At 67.4% G+C, this 15,673-nt stretch carries 15 protein-coding genes and 1 tRNA gene; 6 read left to right on the top strand and 10 right to left on the bottom strand.

All coding sequences use genetic code 11. The features are described 5' to 3' along the window. From JHC99_RS11565 to JHC99_RS11550, 4 genes are all read right to left on the bottom strand, one after another. Positions 1-79 (bottom strand): GTP-binding protein (locus JHC99_RS11565; protein ID WP_292154363.1); only part of this gene is annotated, 79 nt, incomplete at its 3' end. A gap of 40 nt (positions 80-119) precedes the next feature. Beyond that, the gene (locus JHC99_RS11560; protein ID WP_292154362.1) at positions 120-1,088 is read right to left on the bottom strand and encodes a cation diffusion facilitator family transporter; all 969 of its coding nucleotides are present in this window, start codon (positions 1,086-1,088) and stop codon (positions 120-122) included. Between the two features lie 8 nt (positions 1,089-1,096). Next, the gene (locus JHC99_RS11555; RefSeq protein ID WP_292154360.1) at positions 1,097-1,762 is read right to left on the bottom strand and encodes a hypothetical protein; all 666 of its coding nucleotides are present in this window, start codon (positions 1,760-1,762) and stop codon (positions 1,097-1,099) included. A gap of 49 nt (positions 1,763-1,811) precedes the next feature. Then, the gene (locus JHC99_RS11550) at positions 1,812-3,467 is read right to left on the bottom strand and encodes an amidohydrolase (RefSeq protein WP_292154358.1); all 1,656 of its coding nucleotides are present in this window, start codon (positions 3,465-3,467) and stop codon (positions 1,812-1,814) included. Positions 3,468-3,769: 302 nt separating this feature from the next. Here JHC99_RS11550 and leuA point away from each other — a divergent pair, with 302 nt between their 5' ends. From leuA to JHC99_RS11530, 4 genes are all read left to right on the top strand, one after another. Beyond that, positions 3,770-5,440 carry a 2-isopropylmalate synthase gene (gene leuA, locus JHC99_RS11545; RefSeq protein WP_292154356.1) on the top strand — a complete coding sequence of 557 codons (1,671 nt, stop codon included), beginning with the start codon at positions 3,770-3,772 and terminating at the stop codon, positions 5,438-5,440. Positions 5,441-5,525: 85 nt separating this feature from the next. Next, on the top strand, positions 5,526-6,800 hold the full coding sequence (locus tag JHC99_RS11540) for a multidrug effflux MFS transporter (RefSeq protein ID WP_292154354.1): 1,275 nt from the start codon (positions 5,526-5,528) through the stop codon (positions 6,798-6,800). 53 nt (positions 6,801-6,853) lie between these two features. Continuing rightward, positions 6,854-8,821, top strand: a complete 1,968-nt coding sequence (locus tag JHC99_RS11535) for a M1 family metallopeptidase (protein ID WP_292154353.1) — start codon at positions 6,854-6,856, stop codon at positions 8,819-8,821. 17 nt (positions 8,822-8,838) lie between these two features. Next, positions 8,839-9,954, top strand: coding sequence for a pectinesterase family protein (locus tag JHC99_RS11530; RefSeq protein WP_292154350.1), 1,116 nt, complete (start codon positions 8,839-8,841; stop codon positions 9,952-9,954). A 3-nt stretch (positions 9,955-9,957) separates the two neighbouring features. Here JHC99_RS11530 and JHC99_RS11525 read toward each other — a convergent pair. Beyond that, a tRNA-Leu gene (locus tag JHC99_RS11525) sits at positions 9,958-10,042 on the bottom strand. Between the two features lie 104 nt (positions 10,043-10,146). Here JHC99_RS11525 and JHC99_RS11520 point away from each other — a divergent pair. Both JHC99_RS11520 and JHC99_RS11515 read left to right on the top strand, forming a co-directional pair. Further along, positions 10,147-11,124, top strand: a complete 978-nt coding sequence (locus JHC99_RS11520; protein WP_292154348.1) for an alpha-L-glutamate ligase — start codon at positions 10,147-10,149, stop codon at positions 11,122-11,124. Further along, entirely contained in the window at positions 11,121-12,164 is a 1,044-nt protein-coding gene (locus JHC99_RS11515; RefSeq protein WP_292154346.1) for an LLM class flavin-dependent oxidoreductase, read from the top strand. The genes JHC99_RS11520 and JHC99_RS11515 overlap by 4 nt, the downstream gene beginning before the upstream one ends. On the opposite strand, the gene JHC99_RS11510 is transcribed toward JHC99_RS11515, so the two are convergent. The 5 genes from JHC99_RS11510 to JHC99_RS11490 all read right to left on the bottom strand — a co-directional run. Beyond that, the gene (locus JHC99_RS11510; RefSeq protein WP_292154344.1) at positions 12,165-12,974 is read right to left on the bottom strand and encodes a hypothetical protein; all 810 of its coding nucleotides are present in this window, start codon (positions 12,972-12,974) and stop codon (positions 12,165-12,167) included. Between the two features lie 75 nt (positions 12,975-13,049). Next, complete coding sequence (locus JHC99_RS11505; protein ID WP_292154341.1) at positions 13,050-13,586, bottom strand: CcdC protein domain-containing protein; 537 nt, start codon at positions 13,584-13,586, stop codon at positions 13,050-13,052. 13 nt (positions 13,587-13,599) lie between these two features. Then, the gene (locus tag JHC99_RS11500; RefSeq protein WP_292154340.1) at positions 13,600-14,607 is read right to left on the bottom strand and encodes a fumarylacetoacetate hydrolase family protein; all 1,008 of its coding nucleotides are present in this window, start codon (positions 14,605-14,607) and stop codon (positions 13,600-13,602) included. A gap of 60 nt (positions 14,608-14,667) precedes the next feature. Further along, the gene (locus JHC99_RS11495; protein WP_292154338.1) at positions 14,668-15,432 is read right to left on the bottom strand and encodes a hypothetical protein; all 765 of its coding nucleotides are present in this window, start codon (positions 15,430-15,432) and stop codon (positions 14,668-14,670) included. Between the two features lie 13 nt (positions 15,433-15,445). After that, a partial coding sequence (locus JHC99_RS11490) for a hypothetical protein (protein WP_292154336.1) occupies positions 15,446-15,673 on the bottom strand: 228 nt, incomplete at its 5' end.

Raw genomic sequence — 15,673 nt, 5'->3', positions numbered from 1 at the left:
TCAGCAGGGTGGTCTTGCCCGCGCCGAGATAGCCGGTGAGGACGGTGACGGGGATCTTGGCGGCAACGGTGTCGGTCATGCGCCGCTAGATGGCGGCTGGGACCCAATTTGGGAAGGGGTCAGCAGTCCGGGCAATCCGCCATCGGCTCGTTTTCGAGCTGGAGTGTGGTGTGGCCGATGGAGAAGCGGGTGCGGGCCAGCGCTTGCGCCTCGGCCAGCAGGGTGCCGGTGTCGGCCCGGTCGTGGACGAGGTGGGCGGTCAGGGCCGTCTCGGTGGTCGACAGGCCCCAGACGTGCAGGTCATGGACCGCCGACACCCCGGGCAGGGCGAGGAAGGCCGCGCGAATGGCGGGGACGTCCACGCCTCGCGGGGCGGCGTCGAGGGCGAGGTTGACCGAGTCCTTCAGCAGGCCCCAGGTCCCGCCCAGGATCACGAAGACGATGACGATCGACACCAGCGGATCGAGGATCGACCAGCCGCTGAACAGGATGATCGCCCCGGAGATCACCACGCCGATCGAGACGGCGGCGTCCGCCATCATGTGCAGATAGGCCCCGCGCGCGTTGAGGTCCGAATGCTGATCCCGCATGAACAGCAGCGCCGTGCCCAGGTTGATGACGAAGCCGATGCCGGCCACGATCATGACGACGCCGGACTGGACAGGCGCGGGATCGGCCAAGCGCTGAACAGCCTCGAAGGCGATGGCTCCACAGGCGAAGATCAGCAGCAGGGCATTGGCCAGGGCGGCCAGGACGGTGGCCTTGCCGAAGCCGTAGGTGAGCTGTTTGCCGGCCGCGCGTCTGGCCAGGACCGCCGCGCCCCCGGCCATGGCCAGGCCCAGGACGTCGGACAGATTGTGCCCCGCGTCGGCCATCAGGGCGGTCGAACCGCTGTAGATCCCCGCGCCGAACTCGCAGGCGACAAAGGCCAGGTTGACGATCAGCCCGACGGCATAGCGCCAGTCGCCGGTGTCGACCGGACCGTGCGCGTGGCCGTGGTGGCCGTGGCCCGCGTGGGAATGGTCGTGGTCGTGACCATGATGTCCATGGTCATGGTCGTGATGGGCGTGGTCATGGGGGGAGGCCATGTCTGACCCTAGTGCTGATGCAGGACGACGAGAAGGCCGATCCCGATCAGGGCGAGGCCCAGGATGGCGCCTTCGTATCGGACCCAGCGCTCCAGCCGCAGCACCGAGGCACCCGCACGGGCGAGGGTGGTGAACAGGCCCATGCCGAGCAATGTCCCCGCGAGGAAGGCCAGGGTCAGCAGGGACAGGGCGAGCATCCCCTCCTGCGCAGAGGACATATAGATGGGCAGCAAAACCTCGCCCGGCGATACGGCCAGCATGACGACCAGACCCCAGAAGGCGGCGGCGTGGGAAACCGTGGGTTCCGACAGCTCCAGGGTCGGGCCGTCTGCGGTGAGGGGCGCGGGGCGGCGCACGACCGCCCGGATCAGGTAGAAGGTCCCGAAGGCGAACAGCAGGATGGCCGACAGGTTGGGCAGGATGCCGGCGACCAGTTGATCCAGGGCCAGTCCCGCCGCGACGATCAGGCCGCCGACGACGGCGGTGGAGGCGATGTGGGCGACTCCTGCGGCCCCGACGGAGGCCAGGGTCCGGGTCAGGGTCCAGCGCTGGGCCCGGCCGACCAGGACGAACGGCAGCCAGTGGGTCGGAAGCGCGGCGTGCAGAAACGCGGCCACGAAACCGCCGCCCAGCAGCGACAGCAGCACATCCCATTCAAGATCAGGCGACGACATCGCCGATCCTGTAGCGTGTTACTTTATAACGGTCGAGCGGTTTTTGAGTTCAGGGGCGTTCGTAGACCACCTTACCGTCCACCACCGTCAGCACCGCATGACCCTTGGGGATATCGGCCAGCGGCGCGGTCATCAGGTCGATGTCGAAGGCGGTGAAGTCGGCCCGCTTGCCGACCTCGATGGTGCCCAGTTCCTTTTCGCGGAAGCTGGCATAGGCGGGGGCGGTGGTGAACATGGCGAGGGCCTGCTGGCGCGAGACGGCCTCGGACGGGCGCCAGTCCGGGCCCTGGAAGCCGTCGAGATCGCGGCGGGCGACCGCAGCGTAGAATTCGATCAGGGGATCGCCGCGTTCGACAGGGGCGTCGGAACCGCCGACCACGACCACGTTCCAGTCCAGCAGGCTCTTCCAGGCATAGGCACCGTCCAGCCGGGCGTCGCCGAGGCGGGCCGGGGCGAAGTGGAAGTCGCCGATGGCGTGGCTAGGCTGCATCGAGGCGATGATGTTCAGGGCGGCGAAGCGGCGCTCGTCGGAGGGGCGCATGATCTGGGCGTGTTCGATGCGCCAGCGGTGATCGCGAATGGCGGGCGTCTCGCCGTTCACATTCATCATGGCGTCCAGATACCAGTCGAGCACCAGCGAATTGCCCCGGTCGCCGATGGCGTGGGTGGCGACCTGGATCCCCGAGCGAAACGCCTGTTCGTACAGGGGCACGATCTCGGCCGCTGAGGTCTGGAGCAGGCCCGAGGTGTGGGGATCGTCGGAATAGGGCTCGAACAGGGCTGCGCCGCGCGAGCCGAGCGCGCCGTCGACGTAGAATTTGATCGCGCGGGTGATGACGCGGCCATCGGCGACGCTGCGGGGACCGGAGCCGATCAGGGCCTGGGCACCGTCGGGCGTGACCGAGTTGTAGACGCGGATCGGGGCCTCGCCCGCCTCGGCCATGGCCTCCAGCAGGGGGATGTCCGACCATGGCGCGCTCATGAAATGCACGCCGGTCCAGCCGTAGGCGGCCTCGACCCGGAACCCGGCGCGGTAGGCGTCGCGCAGGGCCTGCGGGTCGGCCTGGGGCCGCAGGGTTTCGACCAGGTCCATGGCGGCATCCAGCAGGAAGCCGGTCGGCTTGCCCGATGTGTCGCGAGCGATCTCGCCGCCCGACGGGGCTTTCGTATTGATGTCGATCCCGGCGGCGGCGAGGGCGGCGGAGGAGGCGGTGATCGCATGGCCGTCGGCGCGGCCCAGCAGCACGATCCGGCCGGGCGCGGCGGCATCCAGGTCGGCGGCGGTCACGAAACGCGGGCCGTTCGCGCTCTCAGGCCAGCGGGTCTCGATCCAGCCGCGACCGATGATCGGGCCGGTTGGATGCGCCTGGGCCCATGCGGTCAGTTTCGCCATGGCTTCTGCGAGCGATGCGGAGCCCTCGAGATTCAGGGTCAGTTCGCGCCAGCCGATACCGTCCAGATGGGCATGTCCGTCGGTGAAGCCGGGGAACAGGGTCGCACCCTTCAGGTCGATCTCCTGAAGCGCATCGCGGGTCACCCCGGGGTCGTCGCCGACATAGTCGATGAGGCCGCCTCGGACGATCACGACCTCGGGGCTGGGGGCGTTGGCGACGCCGGTGTGGATCGTGCCGCCGCGGATGATCAGATTCTGGGCGGCGGCCGGGCTGGCGGCGAGCAGGGCGGCGAGGATGAGGAGGGACTTCATGGTGAACTCCAAAGGCACTGCATCGGTGGGGCCGATGGAGGATCAGGTCAAGACGGGCTCCTTTCCCCCGCAACAGGGTGGGATGACGTCGTTGCGCATTTTTGATGCGCGACGGTCCAAAGCGCGCTAGTTGGCGGGCATGGATCGTTCCGTTTCGTTCGTTCTGACGCCTGCGCAACGCCTTTCGGCGTTTGCCGCCTTGCGACTTATGGACGGCCTCCGGGGCTGACGGCGACCCGGCGGCGGCATTCAGCCACTCCGCTTTTTCCAGATCCGAACTTCCAGATGAAGGAGCCGCGCCGATGCTGCGCGACCCATCCGTAAAATACCGCCCGTTCCCGCAGGTGGATATCCCCGACCGCACCTGGCCGTCCAAGACGATCACCAGGGCGCCGCGCTGGCTGTCGACCGACATGCGCGACGGCAACCAGGCCCTGATCGACCCGATGAACGCCGAGAAGAAGCAGCGCTTCTTCGATCTGTTGGTGAAGATCGGGATCAAGGAGATCGAGGTCGGTTTTCCTTCGGCCGGGGCGACCGAATTCGACTTCATCCGCGGGCTGGTCGATCGCGGAGCCATTCCCGACGACGTCATGCCCCAGGTCCTGACCCAGGCGCGGGCCGACCTGATCCAGACGACGTTCGACAGCCTCGATGGGGCCAAACAGGCGGTGGTCCATGTCTACAACGCCGTGTCGCCGGCGTGGCGGCGCATCGTGTTCGGTCTGGAGCGTCCCGAGATCAAGGGAATCGCGGTCCAGGCCGCCAAATGGCTGAGGGATCAGGCCTCGGATCGTCCGAACACGGACTGGCGTTTTGAATACAGCCCCGAGACCTTCTCCACCGCCGAACTGGATTTCTCGCTGGAGTGCTGCGAGGCGGTGATGGACGTGTTGCAGCCGACGCCGGATCGGCCGCTGATCCTGAACTTGCCGGCGACGGTCGAATGCGCCAGCCCCAACGTCTATGCCGACCAGATCGAGTGGATGTGCCGCAATGTCTCGCGGCGCGACAGTGTGATCATCTCGGTCCATCCGCACAACGACCGGGGCACGGGTGTCGCCGCCGCCGAGCTGTCGGTGATGGCCGGCGCCGATCGGGTCGAGGGCTGTCTGTTCGGCAACGGCGAGCGGACCGGCAATGTCGATCTGGTGACCCTGGCGCTCAATCTCTACACCCAGGGCGTCGATCCGGAGCTGGACTTCTCGGACATCGGCGAGGTCGTGCGAACGGTCGAATACTGCAACCAGCTGCCGGTCCATCCGCGCCACCCCTACGCGGGTGAACTGGTCTTCACGGCCTTCTCGGGCAGCCATCAGGACGCCATCAAGAAGGGGTTCGCGGCACAGGCCGGGCGCAACGACCAGATGTGGGACGTGCCCTATCTGCCCATCGATCCGGCGGACATCGGCTGTTCGTACGAGGCGGTGATCCGGGTCAACTCCCAGTCAGGCAAGGGCGGGGTGGCCTGGATCCTGGAGCAGGATCAGGGGCTGAAACTGCCCAAGCGGCTGCAGGCCGACTTCTCGCGGCCGGTGCAGACCCTGGCGGATACGCTGGGTCGCGAGTTGAACGCAGCGGACATCTGGGCGGCGTTCCAGAGCGCCTATCATCTGACCGGCGACCGGCCCCTGCGCCTGATCGACTATCAGGAGACGGCGATCGCAGGCGGCGGGCGGACCTTCTCGGGACGGATCACCCTGGACGGCGAGGAACGCCACGTCTCCGGGCGCGGCAACGGCCTGCTGTCCAGCGTGCTGGACGCACTGAAGGAGGCGATCGGGCTGGATCTGGACATCGCCGACTATCAGGAACACGCCATCGGCCAAGGCTCGGACGTCAAGGCGGCGGCCTATGTCGAGGCGCGCACCGGTGACGGGCGAACTGTGTTCGGGGTCGGTATCGATGCCGACGTGGCGACGGCCTCGGTCAAGGCGGTGCTGTCTGCAGCGGTCACGTCACGCCTCAACTGATCGTTGATCGTATGATGCTGCAACGCAGCAATAAACTGATCGGTCAAGGTTGCGGGGGCCGGTCGTCGGGTCCAATTGACGCCCCATGACCTCAGCCCAGATCGAGAAACCCGTCGTCGAGAAGCCCGGGTTCGCCGAGTTCGTCTGCCTGATCGCCCTGATGATGGCGCTGAATGCGCTGGCCATCGACGCCATGCTGCCGGCCCTGCCCGACATCGGCGCGGCCCTGGGTGTCGAGAATCCGAACAGCCGGCAATGGGTCGTCACCGCCTATCTGCTCGGTTTCGGTGGAGCCCAACTGATCTATGGGCCGCTTTCCGACCGGTTCGGCCGAAAGCCGATCCTGCTTGTCGGCGTCGGCGTCTATGTGCTGTTCAGCGTCGTGGCCATGCTGGCCCCGACGTTCGAGACCCTGATCCTGGCGCGCATCGGTCAGGGACTGGGATCGGCCGCGACGCGGGTGCTGGCGGTTTCGATCGTGCGTGACCGGTTCAGCGGGCGGACCATGGCGCGGGTCATGTCGCTGAGCTTCCTCGTGTTCCTCGGTGTGCCGATCATCGCACCGTCGCTGGGCCAGCTGATCCTGCTGATCGCACCGTGGGAGGGCATCTTCGGCGTACTGGCGGTAGCCGGGGTCGCCTTGATGATATGGGCTACCTTGCGCCTGCCGGAGACCCTGCACCCTGAAGATCGGCTGCCGATCCAGTTCGGCCGGGTGGCGGGCGCCTTTGGTCAGGTCATCACCAACCGGACGTCGCTGGGCTATACCCTGGCGATCACGGCGATCACCGGGGCCCTGTTCGGCTTCATCAACTCGGCGCAGCAGATCTTCTTTGATGTGTTCAAGGCACCCGCCCTGTTCACCACCATCTTCGCAGCCATCGCCGGTGGCATCGCGGTGGCGGCGATCCTGAATGCCCGTCTGGTAGAGCGGCTGGGGTCGCGTCTGATCGGCCATTCGGCCCTGATCGGCTTCACCACCATGTCCGCGATCCACGCCCTGGTCGCCCTGTCCGGTCACGAGACGATCTGGACCTTTGCCGTGCTCCAGACCCTGACCATGTTCTGCTTCGGCCTGATCGCCGGGAATTTCGGATCGATGGCCATGGAGCCGATGGGCCATATCGCCGGCACGGCGTCGTCGCTCCAGGGCTTCTTCTCCACGATCGTCGGGTCGCTGACCGGGTTCGCCATCGGTCAGACGTTTAACGGATCGACGGTTCCGATGGCGCTGGGCTTCGCCTCCTGCGGCCTGCTGGCCCTCGGCGCCGTCCTCTTCGCCGAACGCGGCCGGTTGTTCGTGGCGCGCAATGCCAAGCCGGCCGCTCGTCTGGGTGACAGGGCGTCGCCTGCCTCTTGATCTTTGGAGGCGATCGGGTCTGAGGTCTGCGCCGTAGTTTATCGGAGCATTCCATGTCGCCTCGTGTCGCCGGCCTCGTCTCGATCATCGCCCTGACCGCCGCCCTGTCGGTCTCTCTGGCCGCGTGCCAGCAGGCGGAGATGAAGTCCGATATGCCGCCCCTGCCGGCCTCGGCGACCGCGCCAGTGATCTATCCCAAGGACGTCCATTCTTACGCCCAGCCTCAGGTCGCGCGGGTCAAGCACGTCGCGCTGGACCTGACCGCCGACTTTGCCGCCAGGACCCTGTCGGGTACGGCGACACTCGACGTCACGGCCGAGGCGGGCGCGACCCAGGTCATCCTCGACACCCGCAACCTGGACATCCGTTCGGTCAAGGACGCCGAGGGCAAGCCGCTGGCCTTTGCGCTCGGCGCCGCCGATCCGATCCTGGGCCAGTCCCTGACCGTGACCCTGCCGGCCTTCACGCCCGGACAGGTGATCAAGATCGTCGTCGATTATGCCACCCGACCCGACGCAGCGGCCCTTCAATGGCTGACCCCGGCCCAGACGGCGGGCGGCCAGCAGCCCTTCCTGTTCAGTCAGGGCCAGGCCATCCTGACCCGCACCTGGGTCCCGACCCAGGACAGCCCCGGCATACGCCAGACCTATTCGGCGAAAATCACGGTCCCCGAGGCGCTGAAGGCGGTGATGAGCGCCGAGATGCTGACGCCGGACGGGGAGAAGGCGGCCGACGGCACGCATGCCTATCGCTTCCGCATGACCAATCCGGTGCCGCCCTATCTGATCGCGCTGGCGGTCGGCGACCTGGCCTTCGCGTCCGAGGACGGACGTACCGGCGTCTGGACCGAGCCCAGTCGGCTGGCCGCCGCCAAGGCCGAGTTCGCCGAGGTCGGCCAGATGGTGACGGCGGCAGAAGGGCTGTACGGCCCCTATGCCTGGGGTCGCTATGACTTGCTGATCCTGCCGCCGTCCTTCCCGTTCGGCGGGATGGAGAACCCCCGCCTGACCTTCGCCACGCCGACGGTGATCGCGGGCGACAAGTCGCTGGTCAGCCTGGTGGCGCACGAACTGGCGCATTCGTGGTCCGGCAATCTGGTGACCAATGCGACCTGGAACGAGTTCTGGCTCAACGAGGGTTTCACCACCTATTTCCAGAACCGGATCATGGAGGCGGTGTACGGCAACGACCGCGCCCAGCAGGAGCGGGTGTTGGGCTGGGATTCGCTCCAGGCCGAGTTGAAGAGCCTGCCCGAGATGGACACGCGGCTGCATCTCGACCTCGCCGGTCGCGATCCCGACGAGGGCATGACCGACATCGCCTATGAGAAGGGTGCGGCCTTCCTCGAGACCATCGAGCGCATCGTCGGGCGTGAAAAGTTCGACGCCTGGCTGAAGGGCTATTTCGAGCGCAACGCCTTCCGCCCCATGACGTCGGCCCTGTTCCTTAAGGACATCCGCGATCACCTGGTCATGGGCGACGGGGCGCTGGATGCGCGGCTGAAGCTGGACGAATGGGTCTATCAGCCGGGCCTGCCCGACAATGCCGTGGTCCCGACCTCGAACGCGTTCACGGCGGTGGACACGGCGGCCAGGGCCTTCTTCGCCGACCGCGGGCCGGCCTCGGCCATTCCGTGGAGCGGCTGGAACACCCAGCAGCGCCAGCGTTTCCTGGGCTGGCGTCCGGCCAACCTGCGCGACGGCGGGGACTGGCTGACCAACCAGCAACTGGCCGACCTGGAGAACACTCTGAATCTGGCCAATGAAGGCAACGCCGAAGTCGTCTTCGGCTGGCTCCAGATCGCCATCGCCCACCGCTACCAGCCCGCCGTGCCCAAGCTGACGCAGTTCCTGACCTCGATGGGGCGCCGCAAATTCGTCCTGCCCCTGTTCACCAGCCTGTGGGCCGAAGGCGACTGGGGCCGCCCCCTGGCGACCTCGATCTATTCGCGGGCGCGGCCGGGGTATCATCCGGTGACGACGGGATCTGTGGATGCGTTGGTGGGGCGGCCTGCAGCCTGACCCGAGGCCTCGCGGTGATGGCACCGGTCCTGACCCGTCGTCGGCTGTCGTCCGGTCTTGTAGCGCTGGCCGCTGTATCGGGGCTGGCGGAGGCCGGTACCGGTCGCACCTATCAGGCTGAGGTGCTGGCCTCCGATGGGCGGCCCGTTTCCGGTGCCCCGATCCATCGGACGCTCGCCGCCGCTATCGCCGCCGCGCCCGTTGGCGGAATCGCGCCGTTCCGCATCCTGCTACGGCGCGGGGTGTTCGACGAGCAGATCGTGGTCGACAGGCCGTTCGTCCATCTGGTCGGGGAGAGCCGGACGGGATCGGTGATCAGCCACCTGGCCGCATCAGGCCTGGTCGCACCCGACGGGCGGAACTGGGGTACGACGCGGACCCCGACCCTGACCGTTCGCGCGCCGGGGTTCCGGGCGGAGCGGCTGACGATCGCCAACGCCTTCGACGGTCTGGCCGAGATGACGCGTCCCGGCGGACTTCGCTCCCATGACGGGGCGGGTCCTCAGGCCGTGTCCCTGATGCTGGCGGAAGGATCAGACCGCGCTGTGATCAGTGACTGCGACATCCTTGGCTATCAGGACACACTGTTCGCGGACAGCGGGATGGCCGCGTTCGAGCGATGCCGGATTACCGGTAGCTATGACTTCATCTTCGGCGCGGGCCGGGTGTGGTTCGAGGCCTGCGAGATCCGCTCGCGACCCCGGCCCGTTGATCCCGTGGACGGATACGTCACTGCGCCCAGTACGCCACTGGAACAGCCGTTCGGCCTGGTGTTTCACCGATGCCGTCTGACGCGAGAGCCCGGCACGGCGCGACACTCGGTCTATCTTGGTCGGCCCTGGCGTCCGACGAAGACGTTTTCGGACGGACGGTACGGCGATCCCGACCGGGTCGGGGCCGCGACCTTCCTCGACTGCTGGATGGACGACCATGTCGCACCCGACGGTTTTACCGAGATGTGGCACACCGGCCGCGACGGCAATCCGCGCACCATGTTGCAGCCCGAGAACGCACGGTTCGCGACCCATGGATCGCGTGGCCCGGGCGCGGGGGCCTTCTCTCGCGGGGCCAGGCTGACGCGTGCAGGAGCTGCAGCGATCACTCGCTCGGCGGTCGTCGGCACATTGTCCTGAGATTGGTGCCCCGGGCCGGGGTCGAACCGGCACTCCTTTCGGAACCGGATTTTGAGTCCGGCGCGTCTACCAGTTCCACCACCGGGGCCCGCGTGGGGTGTTCTTAGTGGGCTATCGCGTGTTGCGCTACTTGGGCTGGGGAATTTTTGCGCGGCCCTTGCGTTCCATCGGGGTGTAACGCATCTGGCGGTCATGTCCCCGATTGCATCCGACACGTCGAGCCTGCCCGATCTCGCGATCGTCTATGAGCATCCCGAATGGTTCGAGCCGCTGTTCGCGGCGCTGGATCGGCGCGGCGTCTCCTATGCGAAGGTCACCCTGGCGGGGCACACCTTCGATCCGGCGGGATCGCCCGCGCCGGCGAAGGTGGTGTTCAGCCGGGTGGCGATGTCGTCCTTCCTGCGCGACCCGGAACATCCGATCTTCTATGCCCAGAGCCTGTTCGAACACTGGGAGGGGCAGGGCACGCGGGTGGTGAACGCCTCGGCCCTGCCCATCGACACGTCAAAGGCGCGGCAGTTGTCGTTGATCGCCCGGCTGGGGCTGAAGGGGCCCGTGACGCGGGCCGCTCACCGCCAGGCGGACCTGCCCAAGGCCGCCGAGGGTCTGCGGTTTCCGGTTCTGGTCAAGGCGGACATCGGCGGGGCGGGTGCCGGGATCACCCGCTATGAGACGCCCGAGGAACTGGCCGTTGCGGCGGCCGAAGGCTGGTGCCCGGCCGGGGTCAACGGCATCTCGCTGGTGCAGGAGTATGCGCCGCGTCGGGACGGCAAGGTGACCCGGGTCGAAACCCTGAACGGCAAGTTTCTGTATGCGCTGGATGTCGAGAGCCCCGGCGACGCCTTCGACCTGTGTCCCGCCGACGCCTGTCTGGTGAGGCCCGGCGCGCCGACGCTGACCATGACGCGGGTGACGCCGCCGGACGAGATCATCGCGGCGGCCGAGTTGATCGCGGCGGAGGGACGGCTGGAGATCGGCTCGGTCGAATATCTGATCGACGATCGGGACGGGTCGGCGCTGTTCTATGACATCAACGCCCTGTCGAACTTCGTCGCCAGACCGATGGAGGTTCTGGGGTTCGAGCCGCATGACGTACTGGTCGACTGGTTGATGGCCATCGTGGCGGAAGAGGCGGCCAAGGTCGCGGTCAACGGGAAGACGGCGGCATGAGGTACGGATACTGGGCCCCGGTCTTCGGCGGCTGGTTGAGGAACACTGACGACGAACCGCAGGCGTCGTGGGAGCATCTGAAGGGTATCGTGACCCGGTCCGAAGACCTCGGTTACGACCTGACCCTGATCGCCGAACTGAACCTGAACGACATTCAGGGCATCCAGGCCCCCGCTCTGGATGCCTGGTCGAGCGCGGCGGCGCTGGCGGCGATCACGTCCAGGATCGAGTTGATGGTGGCGGTGCGGCCGAACTTTCACCAGCCTGCCCTGTTCGCCAAACAGGCGGCCAATATCGACCGGATCTCGAACGGGCGGCTGGCGCTCAACGTCGTCTCGTCCTGGTGGGCCAAGGAGGCGGAGAGCTATGGTCTGCAGTTCGACCAGCACGACGACCGCTACGCGCGAACGACCGAGTGGCTGCAGGTGCTCGACCGGCTATGGACCGATCCGTCCACGGATTTCACGGGCGACTTCTACACGCTGAAGGACGCGATCGTGGAGCCCAAGCCGGTCTCGACGCCCGAGCGGCCGCGTCCGGTCATCTATGCGGGCGGCGAGTCCGAGGCGGCCAAGACCCTGATCGCGCGGTACTGCGACGCCTATGTCATGCACGGCGACGAACCCGCCGTGATCGCCGACAAGATCGCCGACATGAGGCGTCGCCGCGAGGCGTTCGGCCTGCCGCCGATGCAATACGGCATGGCCGGTTATTCGATCGTGCGGGACTCCCAGGCCGACGCCGAGGCTGAGCTGGCGCGGATCACGACCATCCCCGGCCTGGCCGCCGGAACGCCGCCGGCGGGGTTCGCGAACTTCGACCAATGGCTGTCTGGGACCCAGTTAGAGCGGGAGCTGAAGATCCGCGAATATTCGGTATCCAACCGCGGACTGCGCCCCGGTTTCGTCGGCACGCCCGAAACCGTCCGGGAACGGATGGACGAATTCGAGGCTGCCGGGCTGGACCTGGTGCTGCTTCAGATGTCGCCTCAGGCTGAGGAGATGGAAAGGTTCTCGGCGCAGGTGATCCGGCCGAACTGATTACTCCGCGCCGCGTCGAGGCTGGTAGCCGTCGAGGTAGAAGGAGGCGCGAAAGCCGACCAGGCGAGGAATGATCTGGCCGGGCGTCTCGTTGGGATTGGTCAGGCGCGCATCGTCGGTCGAACGCAGGGCGGCCTCGGCGAAGTCGCTGTCGACCGGATGCTGGGCCTCGGTCTGGCACTGGCTCAGCCGACCGTCCGGGCCTGCCACGCAGGTGATGACGGCATAGCCAGCGACATAGCGGCTGCGCGATGGAAAGCGGGGGCGCGGCGGCCGGGCCCAGGTCAGGCCCTCGGGCAGACCGTTCTCGCCGATCTCGGGCAGAAGGGCGTCGCGCGGGTCTTCGAGGGGCTTGCCACAGGCGGTGAGCACCCCCTCGATCGCGGCGCTGGACGGCGGGATCGTCAGTTCGTGGCGCAGATCTCGGCCCTCGCCCGCTCCGCCAGGAATGGTGACCTTCAGATCACCTCCCTCGCGCAGACTGCGGGCAAAGGATGAGGGGTAGTCGGCGACCGCCACGTGACGATCGGTCGTGACGTTCCAGCGCGAGTCGGTCGGCTCGTCGTCGCCGAAGCCGATGCGCAGAGTTCGGATTGTTCGCCCGCGCGGCGCTTCTGGCAGGCCCGCCATGACCGCATCCAGCGAGCCGTCCTTGCATCGCACAGCGATCGACAGACCGGACGTCAATGTCACGAAGGCGATGGTGGACTTTGCGGCGGGGTCGATCTGGACATCCCAGTCGTCCGCGTCCTGAGCGATGGCCGATGAGCCGAGCGCGGCGAGCGCCAGGGGAAGCAGGAGAGGTTTCATACAGACTCACACGGGACGCTACGGCCGGAATGTTGCCACACGCTGCGGTTGGCGGGCAAGCGACGCACGAGACGTCTAGGCCGTCGCCTCCACGTGCCCGTCCGTCCCTCCGGCCTGGACGCGGCGGGCGCGGATGAACATCTCGACGCGCTGCATGACGATCATGCCGACCACGAACACGAGGAAGGCGTCGGCGACGGCGAGGCTGTTGAGGCCCAGCGCCGCCGCGTGGGGCTCCAGCCAGGCGGACAGTGCGCGACGGCCGGCCATCAGGCCGATGATCAGGATCAGGCCGATGGGCGAGGCCTGGGCTTTCAGGACGCCGTCGGGGTGTTTCTCGATCGTGGTCATCTTCCCGCGCCACCATCCGGCCGCGCCACCGAGCGTCAGACCCACGGCCAGAACCAGCCAGTCCAGCGGCGTGAACGGCGTGTGATTGGCACCCGGGCTCATGCTGGTGCCCCAGATCGCGAAGCCCATGGCCACGGTGATGACGACCGGCATGACCCACAGGTACTGGGGCCGCAAAGTGCGCGGCGCCCGGTTGCGCAGCAGGATCATGATCACCGCAAAGCCGACGGCGATGATCGGGATGTAGGTCTGCGGCGTCATGAGGTTGATCCGGTCAGGCGGGGTGAACGGTCTGTTCGATGGCGCCGAAGATCGAGTGGTGCTTGTCGTCCAGCATCTCGATGCGGACGGTGTCGCCGTGTTTGAGGAAGGGGGTCGTGGCGGCACCTGTCTGGATCGTCTCGACGGTGCGGACCTCGGCGATGCAGGAATAGCCGAGGCCGCCGGCGGACACGGGCTGGCCGGGGCCACCGTCGGCGCCCTTGTTGGATACGGTGCCGGAGCCGATGACGGTGCCTGCGGTCAGGCTGCGGGTCTTGGCCAGGTGAGCGATCAGGGTGCCGAAGTCGAAGGTCATGTCGACGCCTGCATCGGCCTTGCCGAAGTCGGAGCCGTTCAACTGGACGCTCAGTTCGCCGTGCAGCTTGCCGTCCTTCCAGCGGTCGCCGAGCGCGTCCGGCGTGACGAAGACGGGCGACAGGGCGCTGGCGGGCTTGGACTGGACGAAGCCGAAGCCCTTGGCCAGTTCGGCGGGGATCAGGTTGCGCAGGGACACGTCGTTGACGAGGCCGATCAGGCGGATGTGGTCCAGCGCTTCGGTCGCCGACGTTCCTTGCGGCACGTCGCCGGTGACGACGACGACCTCCGCCTCCAGGTCGCAGCCCCAGCTTTCGTCGGCCAGTGGGATAGGGTCGCGGGGGGCCAGGAAGGCGTCCGAGCCGCCCTGATACATCAGGGGATCGGTCCAGAAGCTGTCGGGCATCTCCGCGCCGCGGGCTTTCCGCACCAGTTCCACGTGGTTCACATAGGCCGAACCGTCCGCCCACTGATAGGCGCGGGGCAGAGGCGATGCGGCGTCGCGTTCATGGAACCGGCCGCGCGGCACGGCCTCGTGTTCCAGGCTTTCGGCGAGGGCGCGCAGCAGGGGCTCGCATCGGTCCCAATCGTCGAGCGCGGCCTGGAGGCTGGGCGCGATCAGGAAGGCGTCGGTGAACCAGTGCAGGTCATTGGAGACGACGACGAGGCGACCGTCACGGCCGTGCTTGAGCGAGGCGAGTTTCATGGGCGGAAGGCTAGACCCGTTTTCGGGGCGGGGGAACCGGTCCGTTCGGGTGATCGACGATCATTTGCCGGGCCGGGGCCGCTCCCAGACCCGGTCGCCGGGGGAGGACGACGACGGCGGCGGGGCGGTGGTCAGCTGTTTCCGGGCCTCGCGCAGATCCTTGAGGCGGGCGGGCTTGTCGCTCCAGTAGTCGGACAGGTCGTGGACGGCGGCGCGGACGGCCGCAAGCTGGGCCCTGGCGTCCAGGGGTTTGGTGTGGCCATGGCCGCCCCCGTGTCCCGTGCCGTGTCCCGTTGCGTGGGCGTGAGGCGGGTGGGCGTCCGCATGGGCGTCGGCAGTTTCGCTTTCGACGAGAGCGGCGTGGGTGTTCAGGACCACGCTGCGGGCGTTGATGGTGACCTTGCGTACTCCACCGAGGGGGTCGGCCGTGTCCTCCTTGTCGGGCGTGTGGTCGGCAGGGCCATAGCCCTCGAGCGCCTGCGACAGGGCTTCGTGCGGACCGCCCAGGCCGTGGCCGAGACGCAGGACCGCGCCCAGCCGCTCGTCGAGCACGGTGTTCAGGTGGCGAGCCGTGATCATGACCGAGTCGCGCGGAGCCCCGGCGGCGGTCGAGACGGCCTTCCTGACGGCATCGTAGATGGCCTGGCTGGGATCGTCGCGATCGACCTTGCGCCGACCGATCCACCAGCCGAGCAGGCCGGCCAGAACAAGCAGCACAACCCCCGCCAGAAACAGCATGGGCGGCAGGGTGAACAGGACGCCGCCGTCCTGGGGCTCATAGAAGCCGTCGACGGACTGGAACTCGCTCGGACTGGGCAGTGACACTCTGGCGATCCCCTCACGCAGGCCGCGCCATCATGGCGCCACGGCTGCGCTTGGCAATGAAAAGGTTAACGCGGTTCGGTGAAAATGCCGGGACGTGGCATGCGGAATCGCTCGTCGTCCTGTCGGGACACGAGGTGGGAAGGGCCGGCGGAGCGTCCGGGCTCTCGCCCGGAAAGAAATAGAAAATACCGTTTCGGCGAAAGACGAACGCTCCGCGTATGTGGTTTTCGCAGGAGCTGTA

It is taken from the genome of Brevundimonas sp. (assembly GCF_016463485.1).
GTDB lineage: Bacteria > Pseudomonadota > Alphaproteobacteria > Caulobacterales > Caulobacteraceae > Brevundimonas.
Note: the sequence above shows the minus strand (reverse complement) of the source record. Positions and strands in the feature narration are given on the sequence as shown.

What these genes read in the sequence shown, in the direction of transcription:
- JHC99_RS11560 (WP_292154362.1), bottom strand. Translation starts at nt 1,088, where the DNA reads ATGGCCTCCCCCCATGACCACGCCCATCACGACCATGACCATGGACAT.
- JHC99_RS11555 (WP_292154360.1), bottom strand. Translation starts at nt 1,762, where the DNA reads ATGTCGTCGCCTGATCTTGAATGGGATGTGCTGCTGTCGCTGCTGGGC.
- JHC99_RS11550 (WP_292154358.1), bottom strand. Translation starts at nt 3,467, where the DNA reads ATGAAGTCCCTCCTCATCCTCGCCGCCCTGCTCGCCGCCAGCCCGGCC.
- leuA (WP_292154356.1), top strand. Translation starts at nt 3,770, where the DNA reads ATGCTGCGCGACCCATCCGTAAAATACCGCCCGTTCCCGCAGGTGGAT.
- JHC99_RS11540 (WP_292154354.1), top strand. Translation starts at nt 5,526, where the DNA reads ATGACCTCAGCCCAGATCGAGAAACCCGTCGTCGAGAAGCCCGGGTTC.
- JHC99_RS11535 (WP_292154353.1), top strand. Translation starts at nt 6,854, where the DNA reads ATGTCGCCTCGTGTCGCCGGCCTCGTCTCGATCATCGCCCTGACCGCC.
- JHC99_RS11530 (WP_292154350.1), top strand. Translation starts at nt 8,839, where the DNA reads ATGGCACCGGTCCTGACCCGTCGTCGGCTGTCGTCCGGTCTTGTAGCG.
- JHC99_RS11520 (WP_292154348.1), top strand. Translation starts at nt 10,147, where the DNA reads ATGTCCCCGATTGCATCCGACACGTCGAGCCTGCCCGATCTCGCGATC.
- JHC99_RS11515 (WP_292154346.1), top strand. Translation starts at nt 11,121, where the DNA reads ATGAGGTACGGATACTGGGCCCCGGTCTTCGGCGGCTGGTTGAGGAAC.
- JHC99_RS11510 (WP_292154344.1), bottom strand. Translation starts at nt 12,974, where the DNA reads ATGAAACCTCTCCTGCTTCCCCTGGCGCTCGCCGCGCTCGGCTCATCG.
- JHC99_RS11505 (WP_292154341.1), bottom strand. Translation starts at nt 13,586, where the DNA reads ATGACGCCGCAGACCTACATCCCGATCATCGCCGTCGGCTTTGCGGTG.
- JHC99_RS11500 (WP_292154340.1), bottom strand. Translation starts at nt 14,607, where the DNA reads ATGAAACTCGCCTCGCTCAAGCACGGCCGTGACGGTCGCCTCGTCGTC.